Source organism: Kribbella sp. NPDC104218 (assembly GCF_055584105.1).
Genome location: NZ_JBVJMQ010000001.1, coordinates 109,704 through 126,154, shown reverse-complemented (window position 1 = coordinate 126,154; position 16,451 = coordinate 109,704). Strand labels below are relative to the sequence as shown.

At 69.3% G+C, this 16,451-nt stretch carries 18 protein-coding genes; 9 read left to right on the top strand and 9 right to left on the bottom strand.

Annotated features, from left to right (window positions below; translation table 11 throughout):
- Position 1: 1 nt before the first annotated feature.
- From ACZ6ZD_RS00500 to ACZ6ZD_RS00490, 3 genes are read right to left on the bottom strand one after another with little or no spacing between them, the layout of a single operon-like run.
- Positions 2–1,555 (bottom strand): acyl-CoA synthetase, encoded by a 1,554-nt coding sequence (locus ACZ6ZD_RS00500; RefSeq protein WP_465666865.1) that lies wholly within the window; start codon positions 1,553–1,555, stop codon positions 2–4.
- Between the two features lie 10 nt (positions 1,556–1,565).
- Positions 1,566–2,690, bottom strand: coding sequence for a DUF5938 domain-containing protein (locus ACZ6ZD_RS00495; protein WP_465666863.1), 1,125 nt, complete (start codon positions 2,688–2,690; stop codon positions 1,566–1,568).
- Position 2,691: 1 nt separating this feature from the next.
- Positions 2,692–3,498: an SDR family NAD(P)-dependent oxidoreductase gene (locus ACZ6ZD_RS00490; RefSeq protein WP_465666861.1), complete on the bottom strand. Its 807-nt coding sequence runs from the start codon at positions 3,496–3,498 to the stop codon at positions 2,692–2,694.
- Positions 3,499–3,693: 195 nt separating this feature from the next.
- Between ACZ6ZD_RS00490 and ACZ6ZD_RS00485 the strand changes: the two genes are divergently transcribed.
- Both ACZ6ZD_RS00485 and ACZ6ZD_RS00480 read left to right on the top strand, forming a co-directional pair.
- Positions 3,694–4,335: a TetR/AcrR family transcriptional regulator gene (locus ACZ6ZD_RS00485; RefSeq protein WP_465666859.1), complete on the top strand. Its 642-nt coding sequence runs from the start codon at positions 3,694–3,696 to the stop codon at positions 4,333–4,335.
- Between the two features lie 21 nt (positions 4,336–4,356).
- Positions 4,357–4,896 carry a hypothetical protein gene (locus tag ACZ6ZD_RS00480; RefSeq protein WP_465666857.1) on the top strand — a complete coding sequence of 180 codons (540 nt, stop codon included), beginning with the start codon at positions 4,357–4,359 and terminating at the stop codon, positions 4,894–4,896.
- Here ACZ6ZD_RS00480 and ACZ6ZD_RS00475 read toward each other — a convergent pair.
- Both ACZ6ZD_RS00475 and deoD read right to left on the bottom strand, forming a co-directional pair.
- A complete protein-coding gene (locus ACZ6ZD_RS00475) occupies positions 4,884–5,384 on the bottom strand; it encodes a hypothetical protein (protein WP_465666855.1) in 501 nt (166 codons plus the stop codon). The two genes, ACZ6ZD_RS00480 and ACZ6ZD_RS00475, sit on opposite strands and share 13 nt — an antisense overlap.
- Before the next feature lie 38 nt (positions 5,385–5,422).
- Complete coding sequence (gene deoD / locus ACZ6ZD_RS00470) at positions 5,423–6,136, bottom strand: purine-nucleoside phosphorylase (protein ID WP_465666853.1); 714 nt, start codon at positions 6,134–6,136, stop codon at positions 5,423–5,425.
- Positions 6,137–6,175: 39 nt separating this feature from the next.
- Between deoD and nudC the strand changes: the two genes are divergently transcribed.
- Positions 6,176–7,099 carry an NAD(+) diphosphatase gene (nudC, locus tag ACZ6ZD_RS00465; RefSeq protein WP_465666851.1) on the top strand — a complete coding sequence of 308 codons (924 nt, stop codon included), beginning with the start codon at positions 6,176–6,178 and terminating at the stop codon, positions 7,097–7,099.
- Between the two features lie 3 nt (positions 7,100–7,102).
- On the opposite strand, the gene ACZ6ZD_RS00460 is transcribed toward nudC, so the two are convergent.
- Together ACZ6ZD_RS00460 and ACZ6ZD_RS00455 are read right to left on the bottom strand one after the other, a co-directional pair.
- Positions 7,103–9,463: a hypothetical protein gene (locus ACZ6ZD_RS00460; protein ID WP_465666849.1), complete on the bottom strand. Its 2,361-nt coding sequence runs from the start codon at positions 9,461–9,463 to the stop codon at positions 7,103–7,105.
- A gap of 137 nt (positions 9,464–9,600) precedes the next feature.
- Entirely contained in the window at positions 9,601–9,840 is a 240-nt protein-coding gene (locus ACZ6ZD_RS00455; protein ID WP_465666847.1) for a mycoredoxin, read from the bottom strand.
- Positions 9,841–9,928: 88 nt separating this feature from the next.
- On the opposite strand from ACZ6ZD_RS00455, the gene ACZ6ZD_RS00450 reads away from it, so the two are divergent.
- The gene (locus tag ACZ6ZD_RS00450) at positions 9,929–12,043 is read left to right on the top strand and encodes an ATP-dependent DNA helicase UvrD2 (protein ID WP_465666845.1); all 2,115 of its coding nucleotides are present in this window, start codon (positions 9,929–9,931) and stop codon (positions 12,041–12,043) included.
- On the opposite strand, the gene ACZ6ZD_RS00445 is transcribed toward ACZ6ZD_RS00450, so the two are convergent.
- A complete protein-coding gene (locus ACZ6ZD_RS00445) occupies positions 12,040–12,912 on the bottom strand; it encodes an AraC family transcriptional regulator (RefSeq protein ID WP_465666843.1) in 873 nt (290 codons plus the stop codon). The genes ACZ6ZD_RS00450 and ACZ6ZD_RS00445 overlap by 4 nt on opposite strands.
- A 110-nt stretch (positions 12,913–13,022) precedes the next feature.
- On the opposite strand from ACZ6ZD_RS00445, the gene ACZ6ZD_RS00440 reads away from it, so the two are divergent.
- The 4 genes from ACZ6ZD_RS00440 (at position 13,023) to ACZ6ZD_RS00425 (ending at position 15,294) form a co-directional block, all read left to right on the top strand.
- A complete protein-coding gene (locus tag ACZ6ZD_RS00440; protein WP_465666841.1) occupies positions 13,023–13,340 on the top strand; it encodes a putative quinol monooxygenase in 318 nt (105 codons plus the stop codon).
- A 13-nt stretch (positions 13,341–13,353) separates the two neighbouring features.
- A complete protein-coding gene (locus ACZ6ZD_RS00435; RefSeq protein ID WP_465666839.1) occupies positions 13,354–14,298 on the top strand; it encodes an alpha/beta hydrolase in 945 nt (314 codons plus the stop codon).
- A gap of 356 nt (positions 14,299–14,654) precedes the next feature.
- Positions 14,655–14,855: a hypothetical protein gene (locus ACZ6ZD_RS00430; protein WP_465666837.1), complete on the top strand. Its 201-nt coding sequence runs from the start codon at positions 14,655–14,657 to the stop codon at positions 14,853–14,855.
- A 151-nt stretch (positions 14,856–15,006) separates the two neighbouring features.
- Positions 15,007–15,294, top strand: a complete 288-nt coding sequence (locus ACZ6ZD_RS00425) for a WhiB family transcriptional regulator (RefSeq protein WP_465666835.1) — start codon at positions 15,007–15,009, stop codon at positions 15,292–15,294.
- Between the two features lie 407 nt (positions 15,295–15,701).
- Here ACZ6ZD_RS00425 and ACZ6ZD_RS00420 read toward each other — a convergent pair whose 3' ends face one another.
- Positions 15,702–16,262, bottom strand: a complete 561-nt coding sequence (locus ACZ6ZD_RS00420) for an NUDIX hydrolase (protein WP_465666833.1) — start codon at positions 16,260–16,262, stop codon at positions 15,702–15,704.
- Between the two features lie 18 nt (positions 16,263–16,280).
- Here ACZ6ZD_RS00420 and ACZ6ZD_RS00415 point away from each other — a divergent pair, with 18 nt between their 5' ends.
- Positions 16,281–16,448 (top strand): hypothetical protein, encoded by a 168-nt coding sequence (locus ACZ6ZD_RS00415; RefSeq protein ID WP_465666831.1) that lies wholly within the window; start codon positions 16,281–16,283, stop codon positions 16,446–16,448.
- Positions 16,449–16,451 lie beyond the last annotated feature (3 nt).

Here is a 16,451-nt window from a genome sequence, read left to right as displayed (position 1 = left end):
CTCAGGCGTTGGTGCGGAGCCGGGCCTTGATGTCCGGCTTCAGCACCTTGCCCACCTTCGAGCGCGGCAGGTCGGCCCAGACCAGCACTTCCTTGGGCGCCTTCACGCTCCCGATCCGGGACTTCGCGAACGCGATCAGCTCGGCCGCGTCCGCCGTGGCCCCGGCCTGCAGCTGGACGACGGCGACCACGCGCTCGCCCCACTTCTCGTCCGGCTGCCCGATCACCGCGCAGTCCTGGACGGCGTCGTGCGCCATCAGCGCCTGCTCGACCTCGGTCGAGTACACGTTGAAACCACCGGTGATGATCATGTCCTTCGCCCGGTCGACGATGTAGAGGTAGTTGTCGGCGTCCAGATAGCCGATGTCGCCGGTGTGGTGCCATCCGTACGCCGAAGCGGCCGCCGTCGCCTCCGGGTCGCGGTAGTAGCCCCGCATCACCAGTGAGCCCCGGACGACGATCTCGCCGCGCTCGCCCGGCGGCAACAGCGTCCCGTCGGCGCCCATGACCGCCGTGTTGACCAGCGCGGACGGACGTCCGGCCGAGGCCAGCCGATCGCGTGCAATGTTGCCGTCGGCATCGAAGTGCTCGGCCGGCGGCAGCACGGAGATCATCATCGGCGCCTCCGTCTGCCCGAACAGCTGTGCCATCACCGGGCCGATCCGCTGGAGCGCCTCCTCGAGCCGGGTGACCGACATCGGCGCCGCGCCGTACCAGAAACACCGCAGCGACGACAGATCGGTGCTGTCGAGCTCAGGAGCCGCAAGTGCCATGTAGATCAGCGTCGGCGGCAGGAATGTGTGCGTCACGCCGTGCTGAGGGATGAGCGCCAGAAACGCATGGACGTCAGGTGTGCGCATGATGACCACCTCGCCGCCGGAGGCGAGGATGGGGAAGCACAGCACTCCGGCGGCGTGGGTCAGCGGGGCGAGCGCCAGGTAGACCGGACGCTCGCCGAACGGGTAGCCCATCAACGTCAGGGCGGTCATCGTCTCCAGATTGGCGTTGCTGAGCATCACGCCCTTGGGCTGACCGGTCGTCCCGCCGGTGCCGACGATCATCGCCAGTCCGTCCGGGTCGGTCGCGTCGAAGGCCGGCTGGGACACGCCCCCGCAGAACGTGTCCCAGCCGACGGTCCGGCGTCCGTGGGGGTCGGCGCCGGTTTCGGAATCCAGGCACACGAAGGTGTGGACCTTCGGCAACGCATCCCGGATCCGGTCCACGAGCGGCGCGAACGCCGCTTGGTAGATGAGGACCTCACAGTCGAAACGGTCGAGCAGCTCCCGGTTCTCCGCGGCCTCGTTCCGCGGGTTGATCGGGCACCAGATCGCACCGGCGCGGCTGATCCCGAAAACGCAGCTGAACGCGATCGGGTCGTTCGCCGACAAGATGGCGACCTTGCCGCCCGGTGCGACGCCGCTCGCCGCCAGACCGGCCGCGATCCGGTGCGACAGCACCTGGACGTCGGCGTACGACAGCGTCTCGCCGTCGGTGGTCAGGCAGGGCCTGTCCGGTCCGAGTGACGCACCTTTGTCCAGGTAGTCGACCAGTCGCATGACTGTCCTCTCAGTGCTGCACTGTCAGCTGCGGCTCGGCCACCAGCCCGAACCCACGCAGTACGCCGAGCAACTCGCGATGCCCGAAGGCCTGGCAGCCGCTGGCGAAGCCGACCCGCTTGGGCGGCGTCTGCAGCAGTGAGTACGCCGCGTAGGCCTGCAGCAGGCCGGTCTGCTGGTAGTTGCTGTTGCCGTGGATCACACAGTGCGCCCGGCCCAGCGGGCCGGAGGCGTGGACGGAGTCCAGCGACTTGTTCACCCGAGGGTTCTCCCGCGGCGGCATCTGGTCCATGACCTGTCGCGCGGTCGCAGTGAGCGCTTCGTTGCGCTCATCGGGCGCCATGTCCTTCGTGGCTTCCAAAGCGGCAGCGACGATCTGCGGGACGCCGTTCATCAGTGCGGCGTTGAAAACGCCACCCTGCGCCTTGCAGTTGGCGACGCGCGGGTCGCGCTTGAACCAGACCGGGTGCGACGTACCGCCCCACGGCAGCGACAGCGCCAGCTCGTGTTGACCCGGCACCACCAGTGGGACGAGCCCCTGCTCAGGGAACTCGACGTACTGGTTCTGCTCCAGGAAGTGCGCCTTGGACGTCGCAGCGTTCACCAGAATCGTGCGTGTCGAGGCGATGGTCGGACTGCCGCCCCAGAACACCGCAATGTCCAGCGTGTCCAGGCCCGGCTGCTCCAGGCAGAGCTGGGCAGCGATCTCACCCGTTGTGTACATCTGCGCGATGCCGGGAGCCAGTAGTAGGCCGGCCTCAGCGAACTGCGCGCCGTACGTCTCGTCGCAGGTGATCAGCCAGTCCTGCTCACCGGTTGTGTCGGTGTAATGCGCACCCGCGGCCAGAGCGGCCTCTACGGCCGCTGGGCCGAGCTCACTGAACGGTCCGACCGTGTTGAGCACTACGGATGCGCCCTTGAACAAGGACGTCAGCGAATCGACGTCGTGGTCGACAGTCGCGATCTCGTAGTCCGCCGTCTCGATTCCGGGCACTGCGGAGTCCATGGACGACTTGAGCTTGTCCTCGCTGCGTCCGGCCGCGACGAACGGCACGTGGTACTGGCGGAGGTACTCGCAGACCAGGCGACCGGTGTAGCCGGAGGCGCCGTAGACGACGACGGGTTTGGCAGCCATGTCACATCCCCATTCCGCCGTCGACCGGCAGTCCGATACCAGTGATGAACCGTGCCTCGTTCGACGCCAGGAAGACGACCGCGTCGGCCATGTCGGTCACCTCGCCGAGCCGCCCGGCGGGCGTCAGCCCGATGACCGCACCGACCGCCGCCTCGGGGGACTCGAACAACCCGATCTCGGCGACGTCGTTCGCCAGGCCCGCGCCCATCGCCGTCGGCACCAGACCGGGGTAGACGCAGTTCACGCGGACGCCGTACCCGAGCTTGCCGGACTCCATCGCCGCGACCCGGGTGAGCCGGTCGACGGCGGACTTCGTCGCCGAGTAGACCGCGATCCCGGGGAAGGCGATGGTGGCGGCCACCGAGGCGATGTTGACGATCGCGCCGCCCTGACCGGCCAGGCCTTCGGGCCGCATCGTCCGCAGGCCCCACTTGAGACCCAGCGTGGTGCCGAGGACGTTCACGTCGAGCATCTTGCGGATCTGCTCGGCCGTCACCTCGGTGAGCAGGCTGGTGATCTCCACACCCGCGTTGTTCACCAGGATGTCCAGGCCGCCGAGGATGTCGTTGGCCGCGACGACCGCGTTCTCCCAGCTGCCGTCGTCGGTCACGTCGTGCGCGACGAAGCCGTTACCGGCGCCGTACTCCGCGTCCAGCGCGTCGGCGACCGCTTCACCGGCGTCCTTCTGCAGGTCGCTGACCACGACTTTCGCGCCGGCCGCGGCGAGGGCCTTGGCCATCCCCTCGCCGAGCCCTTGGGCCCCGCCGGTGACAAGGGCCTTGCGCCCGGAGAGATCGAGTCCGCCCATCGGGAAGCTCCTTTGCTTCGAGGTCTTCGACCAGGTGATCGCGCAGGGTGAGTGGTTCCACACTCTGGCCCTGGTTTTGACAGTCGTCAAGACTTTGTTGGACAGTTGTCAAGAAATCTCCCCGCCGCGGAGCGCGCCCGGTCCGCGGCGGGTAGGCTGACCCGGACGGACCGGGGGCGGACGACAGGAGTCGCGATGAGCTCGAACGCCCTCGAGGGTGAGGTTGCCGACCGGCCTGCCCGGGTGTCGGGGATCGACAAGATCGAGCGCCGCCGGATCGCGCTGGCCGAATCGGCGCTGAAGACCCTCGGCGAGCTCGGCTACGCGCGGACGAGCCTGCGCGAGATTGCGAACAACTCCGAGTTCACGCACGGCGTCGTGCACTATTACTTCCGCGACAAGATCGACCTGATCAGCTACTGCGTGCGCTACTACAAGACCAAGTGCGCCAAGCGGTACGACGAGGTCGTCGAAACGGCGACGACCGCCGAGGAGCTGGGCGCGGGTTTCCTGGCCAAGATGACCCAGACCCTCGTCGAGGAAACCCCGATGCACCGGCTCTGGTACGACCTGCGCGCCCAGAGCATGTTCGAGGAGCAGCTGCGTCCCGATGTGGTCGCGATCGACCAGCTGCTCGAAGCGATGATCTGGCGGATCCTGAGTCGGTACGCCGAGCTGGTCGGCGGCGAGCCGGCCATCGACGCGCCGACGGCGTACGCGCTGCTCGACGGCCTGTTCGAGCAGGCCGTCGTCGGGTACGCCGCCGACCCCGAGGGCGTCACCGAGCGGCTGGTCGCCCGGGTCAGCCAGGTGCTGCCCAAGCTCATCACGACCTGACCAGCGCCTAGGCTCTTCGCCGTGAAGGTGAAGCGCGTGCGGTCGGAGCCGGGCGGTCTGGTGGATCTTGAGTTCACTGCGGACGGCTGGACGTCGCGGCCGGTGCTCGGCTCCCGGTGGGACCTGTCGATCTGGTGTGTGGCTGTGATGGCCGGTGCGCTCGTTCTGGCGTACCTGTCGCGGCTGGCCGGTTTCGGCGGTCTGAAGACCGCATTCCTCGTGGTCGCCGGGGTCAGTCTGGCGCTGGCGGTGCTGATGGTCGCGGTGGAGTGGGTGGGCAACCTGCTCGGGGTGGCGTCGGCGACCGGCCGGGCGATCAGCAGCCGGCGGCTGCGGGCCGAGGCGAAGGGCATCACCGACGATCTGATGGAGGTCGTCGCGCACCCGGAGTTCGTCCCGGTGGCTCGGGTGCAGCATGCGCGCGTCGTCCGCGAGGTGCGCGGAACCGCCGTCGAGCTGATTCTCGACGACGGCTCCCGACGACGCTACCTACGCACCCGCACCGGGCTGGTCGAGCCCTTTCGGCGGTTGCTGGGGGAGCGGTTGCTTCACTCCGCCTGACAGCTGGTCTTGCACAGCTTGTCGGTCACGGTCAGGTTCACACCGGGTTCCTCGGTGTCTGTCTCGACCGTGTAGTCGATCAGCCAGTCGCCCGCGGTCATCTGCGCGGTCGCCTTCTGCTGGCCGAACCAGGTGGTGATGTCCTGCGACTGGCCCACGTTCGCCGTCTCGAGCACCTTCGGCAGTACGCCGCCGATGGCCTTGGACGCCGCATCCGGCGTACCGGAGGCGTGTAGCGACACGACTGGCGGACGCGGGTGGTCGCCGAGCAGTACCGAGACCTGAGCACCTCCGGACGTACACACGGCGTACGCCTCGTCGGTTCCGCACTTGAAACCGGCCTTGCCCAGCCCGTCGACCACTGCGGCCGCTTTGACCGGTGTCGGGTCCGCGGTGACCTCAGCGGACGGCGCTGAGGTCGGAGCCGACGGCGCCGGGGTGTCTGAGCCCTTGTCCGATCCGCCGGACGAGCAGGCGGTCAGCAGCATCAGAGCGGCAATGGCGGTTGCAGCGCTCTGCTTGCGGTTCAGACCGGCACCTCGATCGCCGCGTCCAGGGCGATCGTGATCATCTCCGAGAAGGTCGTCTGGCGCTCCTCGGCCGACGTGACCTCCTTGGTGATCAGGTGGTCGGACACGGTCATGATGCCGAGCGCGCGACGACCGAACTTGGCCGCCAGCGTGTACAGCGCCGCGGCCTCCATCTCGATCCCCAGGACGCCGTAGTCCGCCGTCCGGGACACCAGGTCCGGGCGGTCGTTGTAGAACAGGTCGCCGGAGAAGACCTGGCCGACGTGCACGTTCAGCTTGGCCGCCTCGGCGGCGTCGACGGCCGCGCGCAGCAGCTGGTAGTCGGCGGTCGGCGCGTAGTCGATACCGTGGAAGCGCAGCCGGTTCATCTGCGAGTCGGTGCTCGCGGACATCGCGACGATCACGTCGCGGACCCGCACACGCTCGGTCAGCGCGCCGCAGGTGCCGACCCGGATCAGGGTCTGGACGTCGTACTCCTCGAACAGCTCGTTCGCGTAGATGGAGGCGGACGCCTGGCCCATCCCGGAGCCCTGGACGGAGATCCGCTCACCCTTGTAGGTGCCGGTGAACCCGAACATGTTCCGGATCTCGGTGTAGCAGGTCACGTCGGACAGGTAGGTCTCCGCGATCCACTTGGCCCGCAGCGGGTCACCGGGGAACAGCACGCGCGGCGCGATCTGCCCCTTCTCGGCGGCGATGTGAATACTCATGCCCGGATGCTCTCACGCGGCCGGGATATGTTGAGTCATGTGGCCTACTCGATCGCTCCTGGTTCCTTAGCCCTGTCCCGCTCGGTCCTGGACCGGGCCGCCGATCGACGGCGCGACGACGCCTGGCTGGAGAAGGCCTGGGCCGCGCCGGACACGCAGGTCACGGTGGTCGCCGCCGACAAGCTGCAGGTGACCGACGACCGGACGGCGCTGCGCCTGGTCGCGCCCGCTGAGGCCCCTGCGGGCACGCGGGTCTTCCTGGGCATCGACCGTGAGTCCGGCGCTGGTCAGACCGCCGAGGGACGCGCGGTGTTCGCCGTCGTCATCGCTGACGAGCCGGATGAGTCGTACGCCGGGCTCCGCGAGCTCGGCGCTCTGCTGAACGACCGGGAAGCCGGTATGGCCGTCCACATCGTCGGCCTGGCCAACTGGCACGCCGTCCACACCCACTGCGGTAACTGTGGTGAGCACACCGTGGTGACCGAGGCCGGCCACGTCCGGGACTGCCCGGCGTGCGGCATGCGGCACTTCCCGCGCAGCGACCCGGCCATCATCGTGCTCGTCACCGACGACCAGGACCGGGCGCTGCTCGGCCGCAACGGCGCCTGGCCCGAAGGGCGCTACTCGACCCTGGCCGGCTTCGTGGAGCCGGGCGAGTCGCTGGAGGCCGCCGTCCGCCGGGAGGTGCTCGAGGAGACCGGTGTGATCGTCGGCCCCGAGGTGGCCTACGCCGGGAGCCAGCCGTGGCCGCTGCCCTCGAGCCTGATGCTCGGCTTCTACGCGAAGGCGGTCAGCACCGATATCGAGGTGGACGCCGATGAGATCGCCGAGGCGAAGTGGTTCACCCGGGAGGACCTTCGTGCGCTGGTGGACGCCGGCACGATGGCCCTCCCGGGCAACATCTCGATCAGCCGCCGCCTGATCGAGGGATGGTACGGCTCGGGATTGTCGGGGAGCTGGTAGCCGTCACCGCCGTCCGACGTTGGAGATCGCGGCGGCGAAGCGGATCATGATGCCCTCCCAGTACTCGATCTGCCCGCTGGACTCCAGCTGCCTGACCTTGCGGTCGACTGCGACGACGTAGGCGCCGTGGCTTGGCCATTGCGCTTTGGCATCCGGTAGCTCGTCGGTCAGTGTGCAGCCGTAGCGCAGGTGGCGGTTCTGCACCTGGCTGTTGATGTTGCCGGTCCACACCTGAGCCCGGAGGTCGGACTTCGCGCAGGGGTCGGCCGGAGGCGTGTACGACGCCAGATTGGTCGGGATGGTCCAGCCGTCCAGCCGGAGCAGCGAGTAGTACTTGCCGTCCGGGCCTTCGGCGAGCCGGTTGAGGCCGTGGTCGCGGATGATGGTCGACGCGCCGCCCAGTCCGTCCACGACGAAGAGCCGGCCGCCGGAGACGCCGTACAGGTAGCCGTCGCGCCAGGACAGCGCACCGTCGTGTCCGGTGATCCGGCCGGGGAAGACCGGGTAGGTGCGCAGGACGACGCCGGTGGTCTTGTTGGCCACGAAGACCGTGCCGTCGGCCAGCCCCCAGATGTTGCCGTCCGGGCCGATGGTCAGCTCGTTGATGCTGGCCGCACCGGGGACCGGTACGACGTTCTTGCTGACAGCTCCGGTCGCCGGGTCGACTTTGATCAGCCGGGCCTCGGTGGCCCTTGGCTCGGTGCCCTGGCCGCCTTCGATCGCGGACCCGGCCCAGAGGCTCGTGCCGACCGGGAGAATGGAGGCGATCGACTGGTCGGTGACGAGATGCCGGTAGACCTTGTAGGTGTTGCTGGGCACGTCGTAGACGGTGACTGCGCCGCCGTACTCGCCGTAGCCGGGGGTAGTACCGACGTACACGCTGTTGCCGGACGGGACTACCGCGAACGGGCGGTTCTGATGGTCGCTGTCGACCAGGCTGAACAGCACCTTCGGATTGGTCGGGCTCTCGGCGACGCTGGTGTCCCAGAGCTGTAGCCGGCCGTACGGGTAGATGCCGACCCACATCTTCGGGCTGGTGCCCCACGACCAGCCCTCGACCTGGCCTTGCCGTGCGGTGACCGTGGCTCTGCCGGTGGCGGGGTCGTAGACCGAGGTCGTTCCGTTGAGGTACGCGTTCACATAGACCTTGCCGGTGACCGGGTCGACGATCGTGTGCTGCAGCGCGACCGGCACGTACTGGAACGGTGAGCTCCACTGCGCGAGTGTCTTGGCCTGTGGGTCGTAGCGGAAGGTGCCGCCGGAGTAGTTGCCGGCCAGGCCGTACAGCACCTGCTGGCCGTTCTCGGTCACCCAGCCGTAGCCAATCGCCGCACCGCGGCTCATGCGGACCGGCGGGTTGGTCGCAGTGCTGACGGTGTTCGCAGCCAGGTCGTAGCGCATCACGTTGAGCGTCGTCGCGGTAGTGAAGTACACACCGCCCGGTCCGGCGCCAGAGACGCCACGTGCCGCGATCGGGTACGTCAGGACCAGACCGCCGGTCGCAGCGTCGGTGAACTTGACCTGCTCGTAGGTGACTGCGTCGATGACGACCAACCGACCGGCGGCGTTCGCGAACACCCGTCCGCCCGCGTAGTCGAGGTCGTTGAACTCCGTGGCGACCAGACCCGGTGGCGTCACGTTCTGGATCGCGCCACTGGTCAGGTCGATGCGGATCAGCTTTGCGGCCGGTGTGGAGACGCCGACGAACAGTGCGTTCCGGTCGGGGTCGTAGACGGTGGACCGCGCGTACTGCTGGACCGGGTCGAGCGAACCGTAGTCCGTGATCTGTCCGGTGCTGCGGCTGTACTTGAACGCGTGGGCGTTCGGGTACGTGCCGCCGTACACGTTGCCGTTGCTGTCGGCGGTCAGACCGTAGATGAACGACTCACCGGCGATCGGGCGGCCCAGGCTGGTGACTGTGCCGGCCACAGGGTCGTACCGATACAGGTGTGCGTTCGGATAGGTGCCGACGTAGAGGCTGCCGTCGCTGGCGACGACGATCCCCCAGGCGCCCGCGGCGCCCGGCAATGGGACGGTGTGCAGCAGCTGCCTGGTGTGCAGGTCGACGACGTTCAGGTTGGCGTTCTCGCCGGCCGGGACGGCGTACACGATGTCGCGGCCGTCCGGCGAGCGGCCGACCGTCCCCTCCATCACCGTCAGCGAGCTGATCGGCGCGCCGAGATTCTCGATCGGGTCGGGTAACAGGCCGGGACGGACGGCGTCCGGGCGGGCGGGGCCGATCTCGGACGGCCACGGGTCCGGGCGGCCGGTCGGCGCGGCGACGGCGGCGGGCTGGATCAAACAACTGATTACGGCCAGGACCGTTAAGAACAGGGCGGAACGGAAGGAACGACGCGGAATCATGGGCGGACTCCCTACGGCGCGGTTCCTTCGAAGGTAAAACGGTCATGGCCGTAAGTCCATGGCTCGGCGCCGCCCGGGGGCAAAAGGAAGCGGCGCCCGCCCCGGAGGGCGGACGCCGCGGTGTCGCGGGGCTCAGCTCAGGCGACGAGCTTCTCGGCCACCTGGGCCAGCGACGGGTTGGTCATCGCGGTGCCGTCGGCGAAGACCACGGTCGGCACGGTCTGGTTCCCGTTGTTGATCTTCTCGACCAGCTCGGCCGCGCCGGGGACCTGCTCGATGTCGATCTCGGTGAACTCGATCCCGGCCCGCTTCAGCTGGCCCTTGAGGCGATGGCAGTAGCCGCACCACGGGGTCGAGTACATCGTTACTGCCGCCATCGGCCGTCTCCTTCTGAATCTGTCCGGCGAGCCGTCTAGGGTTGCTCTCGACCAACACGAACCATGCCGTAGGCGGTGCTGTTCCCGAATGACGCAGTCCGTGAGTGACCTCACACGCTCCGGCGCGCCCGAAGATCTTCTTGCGGCGCTCGATCCTGAGCAGCGCGCGGTGGCGACCGCGCTGCACGGGCCGGTCGTGGTGATGGCCGGCGCCGGCACCGGGAAGACCCGCGCGATCACGCACCGGATCGCCTACGGCGTGCGGACGGGGACGTTCGACCCGGTCCGGGTGCTTGCCGTGACGTTCACCCAGCGCGCCGCGGGGGAGATGCGCGGCCGGCTGGCCGGGCTCGGCGTCGAGGGCGTCCAGGCCCGGACGTTCCACTCCGCCGCCCTGCGGCAGGCGCGCTACTTCTGGCCGAAGGTGTACGGCGGCGAGCTGCCGCAGATCGCGGACCGGAAGTTCCCGCTGCTCACCGAGGCCGCGTCGCGCTGCCGGATCCGCGTCGACACGCCCGCGCTGCGCGACCTGGCCGGTGAGGTCGAGTGGTCGAAGGTCAGCAACGTCCGCCCCGACGACTACCCGACGCTCGCGCCCAAGGCCGGCCGGGCGCTGGCCGCCTTCGACCCGGCGACGATCGCGCGGATCTTCGCGGCGTACGAGGACGTGAAACTCGAGCGCGGCCGGATCGACCTGGAGGACGTGCTGCTCTGCGCGACCGCGCTGCTGGCCGAGGATGAGCGGGTCGCGGCGGAGATCCGGCGTCAGTACCGGACGTTCGTCGTCGACGAGTACCAGGACGTCAGCCCCCTGCAGCAGAGCCTGCTCGATCTGTGGCTCGGCGGCCGTGAGGATGTCTGCGTCGTCGGCGACCCCGCGCAGACCATTTACTCCTGGGCCGGCGCCGAGCCGGAGAACCTGGTCCGCTTCGCCTCCCGGCACCCGTCGGCCACCGTGGTGAAGCTGGTCCGCGACTACCGCTCGACGCCGCAGATCGTCGACGTGGCGAACAAGATCCTCGACGCGGCCGGCCCGTCCGGTCTGCCCGGGCGCGTGACGCTGCGCTCGCAGCTCGAGCCCGGCCCGGTGCCGGTCTATCGCGAGTACTCCGACGAGGTCGCCGAGGCCGACGCGGTGGCCCGCGCGGTGGCCCGCCTGCAGGACGAGGGCGTCCAGCTGCGCGACATCGCCGTCCTGTTCCGGACGAATGCCCAGTCGGAGAACTTCGAGCAGGCGCTCGCCGAGCGGAAGATCCCGGCCGTGCTGAAGGGCGCCGAGCGGTTCTTCGAGCGGGCCGAGATCCGCCAGGCCGCCGTCCTGCTGCGCGGTCAGGCGAAGGCGGGCGACCTGTCCGACGACCTGGTGACCACGGTGACCGGCGTCCTCGGCGGCGCGGGCTGGACGCCGGAGCCGCCGAGCGGGAAGGGCGCCGTCCGGGATCGGTGGGAGTCGTTGAGCGCGCTGGTCACCATGAGTGGTGACTTCGCCGCGGCGAACCCGACGGCCGGGCTGGCCGAGCTGATGGCCGAGCTGGACCGGCGGGCCTCGATCCAGCATGCGCCGCTCGCGGAGGGCGTCACGCTGGCGACGCTGCACGCGGCCAAGGGCCTGGAGTGGGAGTGCGTCTTCATCGTCGGCGCCCATGAGGGGACGCTGCCGATCAGCTATGCCCAGACGCCTGCTCAGGTGGAGGAGGAGCGGCGGCTGTTCTACGTCGGGGTGACCCGGGCGAAACAGCAGCTGTTCGTGAGCTGGTCGACGTCGCGGTCGCCCGGCGGCCGCGGTACGCGCGGTCCGACCCGCTTCCTGGATCCGATCGGCGTCCGGACGTCGCGGCAGCAGCAGCCGGCCTGGGAGCCGTCGACCGACCGCGCCGAGCGCGCGGCCCGGTCCGGGCGGCCGATCCCGAAGTGCCGGGTCTGCGGGCGCGGGCTGCTCGACCCCGGCGCGCGCAAGCTGGGCCGCTGCGAGGCCTGCCCGTCGACGATCGATCAGAAGCTGTACGACGCGTTGATCGCCTGGCGCGCCGAGCAGGCGGAGTCCGAGCGGATGCCGGCGTTCGTCGTCCTGACCGACGCGACGCTGACCGCGATCGCCGAGACGCGGCCGGAGGACGAGTCCGCGCTGCGGCAGATCCCGGGGATCGGGCACGCGAAGCTGACGAAGTACGGCGAGCAGATCCTGGTGATCTGTACGCGTTAGGCGGGCTCGCGGAGCCGGGCGTCCTGGCTGGGTGGGACGCCGTACTGACGGCGGTACTCGCGGCTGAACTGGGAGGCGCTGTCGTAGCCGACGCGATGCGCGACGGTCGCAATGTCGCGCGGCTGGGCGGCGAGCAGTAGCCGGGCCTCCTGCAGGCGGACCTGCTTCTGGAACTGGATCGGGCTGAGCGCCGTGACGGTCTGGAAGTGCCGGTAGAAGCCCGACGGGCTCATACCGCTCAGCTTGGCCAGGTCCTCGACGCGGAACGGCTCGGCGTAGTTCTCCCGGATCCAGCGGGCGGCGCGGGTGATGTGGTTCAGGCTGCTGTCGGCCAGGCCCAGCTGTCGGACCGCCGCGCCCTGGTCGCCGGTGATGAGCCGCCAGTGGATCTCCCGTTTGAGCATCGGCGCGAGGACGGCTTGGTCCCGCGGACGCTCGAGCAGCCGGACGATCCGGACCAGGCTGTCGACCAGGTCGTCGGTCAGCGTGCCGACAGCGATCCCTGGCACCGGACCGGCTTGCGGCTTCGGGAGATCGCCGGGGCCGGCGTGCAGCAGCAGATCGGCGATCAGTGCGGGCTCCAGCACGAGCGCCATCCCGAGGGCGGGCTCGCTGACGGTCGCGTCGACGAAGTGCCCGGTCACCGGCAGATCGACCGAGGCCACCAGATAGTCGCCCGGCCGGTACAGGTGCACCCGCTCGCCCACGGCCAGCCGCTTGGCGCCCTCGACCAGCACCGCCAGCACCACACCCGACATCGACGGCGACGGCGGACCGGACTGCTCGATCCGCGCGATGTGCAGCCCGTCGATCGCCGTCCGGTCGTCCGGCCGCACGTGCCGGCGCAGCAGGCTGCGGAGCTCATCCATGTCTTGATTCCACCGCACTTTGGAGAATCGTGCAAGAACCCCGGAACTTTGCGCTACCAGACCGACGATCGCGCCGATGGAATAGGAGAAACAAACCAAAGGAGCATCCCATGACCGCCACTTACGGCTTCACCTCGACCGTCACCGCCCAGCCCGGCAAGGGCGACGACCTCGTCGCTCTCCTCCGCACCGCTCTCGAGCCGGGCAACCCCGGCTCCTCCGAGTACTGCCGGTTCTTCCTCATCTCCCAGTCCGCCGCCAACCCGGACGTCGTCCTCGTCGCCGAAGGCTGGACCTCCGAGGAGGACCACCACCGCATCTTCGCCACCCCTGCCGCCCAGGCCATCGTCACGGCAACCCAAGCCCTGGCCGCCGACGCCACCCCCTACACCGACTTCGTCCCGCGCGCCGCCAAGTCCGCCCTCTGAAAGGCCAACTCCGATGCACCCAGCTGTCGACCCCGAGCTCCAGACCCTCCTGTCCGACTTCCCGCTCATCCCCGAGGTCACCTCTGACCTCCTTCCCGCCATGCGCCAAGCCTCCGCCCTCCCGCCCGATCAGCTCCTCGCCGGTCGTCCCCTGACCCGCACTGACCACACCACCCCAGCTCCCGACGGCCACGCCGTCCCACTGACCGTCCTGACCCCCACCTCGTCCCCGGCAGCCGCAGGTCGCGGTGCCGTGGTGTGGCTGCATGGGGGCGGGATGATCCTCGGCGACCGGTTCTCGCAGCTCGACATCCCGCTCGAGTGGCTGGCGGAGCTCGGGGTGGTCGTCGTGACGGTGGACTACCGGCTGGCGCCGGAGCACGGCGGGACGACGCCGGTGCGCGACGCCTACGCCGGGCTGTGCTGGGTGGCCGAGCACGCGGGGGAGCTCGGGATCGACCCGGAGCGGATCGTCGTCGCCGGGATCAGCGCGGGCGGCGGTCTGGCGGCGGGCGTGACGCTGATGGCTCGTGATCTGGGCGGCCCCGCGATCGCGGCCCAGCTGCTGATCTGTCCGATGCTCGACCACCGCAACGACACCGTCTCGAGCCTGCAGTACGCCGGGGTGCCGAGTGTGTGGACGCCGGAGACCAACCGGTTCGCCTGGGCCGCGGTACTCGGCGAGGCGCCGGACGACGTCCCGGCGTACGTCTCACCGGCGCTGGCCGACGACCTGACCGGCCTGCCGACGACGTACGTCGACGCCGGGAGCGCGGAGGTGTTCCGGGACGAGGACGTCGCCTACGCGAGCCGGATCTGGGCCGCCGGGGGACAGGCGGAGCTGCACGTGTGGGCCGGCGGCTTCCACGGGTTCGACGCGATGTTCCCGGCGGCCGCGCTCGCCGTCGCCGCCCGGACGACGCGGACCCGGTGGCTGACCGGCGTCCTGGGCCGCTGATTGCACGAAGGTGCAAACGTCCGCAAACCTGTTGCCAGCCTGGCGGGACAGAGCGCATGGTTGTACTTCGTGCTGCTGTCTGCTCCTGGCAGACAAGGCACATAGGTGACAGAGGCAACGATTCCGGAGCGTGCGAGCCGCGTCCCGGAGCGTGGTGGGAGCCAGCGGCGGCAACCGATTTCGGACGCCGACGCGGCAACTTCCGGCCAAGTTCCCGAACCTGCCAATAAATAGTTTGCGGCCTTCGGGAACGACAGCGTACTGTTCTTTCTGCGGTCGAAGTCTGGCCGAAAACTTCAAACAACCATAGCGATCGAGCCAACAGCCCGCTTCGCCACAACGAGAGGAGGTGCCCAGTGATCACCATCAACGCCATCCAGAAGCCGTTCAGCGACGTCTTCGCGCTGCCGTGCGCGCCGATCCAGGGTGCCTCGCCGCGACCGCGCGTCGCGACCGTTGTGCTCATGGCGCCCAGTGCCGTCCTGTCTCAGGGCGGAGCTGTCGCTGATGTGAAGTACGGCGGTTCGGGTTCTCGAGCATGGAGTCCACCGGTCTGACAGCGAGTCAGACCCGGCACCTCCAGGCCGCGGGAACCCACCAAAGGGTCCCGCGGCCCTTTTGTTTGTCCCCACAGTTTGGCGGCCAGCACCCGCTGACCGTTCAAGACAGCAAGAGACCTAGCACCAAAGTCACTGGGAGGTGACCGGAATGAGCGTTAGCTTCCTCGATGTTTTCGCCGAGGTTGCAACGTCGCAGGACCTGCCCTGTCGGTCCTACGCGCCAGAACTCTTCTTCGCCGAATCGCCGGCGGATGTCGAGTACGCGAAGTCGTTGTGCTCCACCTGCCCCCTCCAGGCCGAGTGCCTGGCCGGCGCCCTCGAGCGCTCGGAGCCTTGGGGTGTCTGGGGTGGCCAGCTCTTCGTCCAGGGTGCGGTGGTCGCGCGCAAGCGGCCCCGTGGACGTCCCCGCAAGAGCGACTCCATGACCGCAGCCTGATCCCACATCCGAATCGAGACCACGAACCATGTCGACCCAGACTTTTCGCAGGAGAACTGAAATGCATCTACTTCACCAAGATCTCGCCCGTGCTCATCAACAGTCGGTCCTGACCGACGCGGAGCAGAACCGGCGCTTCCGACTCGCTCACCAGATCGAGCGAGCCCAGAAGCAAGCCGCCCGGGCCAGCCGCCGAGCGGAGCGAGCCAGCGCGCGTGCGCGGATCGCCCTCGCTCGCCTGGTGTGAACACCACTAACAACTACGCCCGCCCGGCCGGTCCGTCAGGAGGACCGGCCAGGTAGGCGCCACAGCCTGACCAGCTGAACGCAGGGCGGCACTCATCCGGGTGCCGCCCTGCTTCGATTCCCCAGCACTCCACAATCGCCGCGAAACCCGCGCTGCCCGCTCAGCCGTCCCCGGTGCCGCCGATTGTGATGGGCCGGCGGTCCGCCAGCAGGGCCTGCTGGAGGCCGACGAGGGTGATCCCGGAGACGATCTCGCCGCGGGCGATCAGGGCCGGTACGTCGGCCAGCGGGATCCACTCGATCCGGTCGGACTCGTTGCGCTCGGTCGGCTCGCCGATGCGGGTCGCCCCCGTCGCGCGGAAGACGTGGTGGACGGCGTCCATGATCCCGGCGCCCGGCTGCGCGCGGATCAGCTCGCTCAGCGGCCCCGGCCGCCAGCCGGTCTCCTCCTCGACCTCGCGGGCGGCCGCGTCGACCGGCGTTTCGCCGTCCTCGACGATGCCCATCGGCAGCTCCCACGCCCACGTGTCGGTGAGGAAGCGGTGCCGCCAGAGCAGCAGTACCCGGTCGTCGGCGTCCGTCACGACGGCCGCGGCGACGTCACTCAGCCGGACGGCGTCGTACGCGACCCGCTCGCCGTCGGGCTGCTCGACGTCCAGCCGCCGGACGCTCAGCCACCGGCTGCCCCAGACTTCTTGCTCCGAATGGATCCGCCAGCGCACGAGGTGCACACTACTGCCATGGCAAGAGCTACCTGTGCGCTATGCGGTCGGCAGGCCGACTCCGAGGACACCCCGCTGACCTGGGCCACCTCCGTCGAGGGCGACCGCAAGCTGCTGTACTGCGACACCTGCGCGCGCGAGAACGTCCGCAGCATCGAGGGCAAGCTGGACGCCGTCTACTGGTGACCG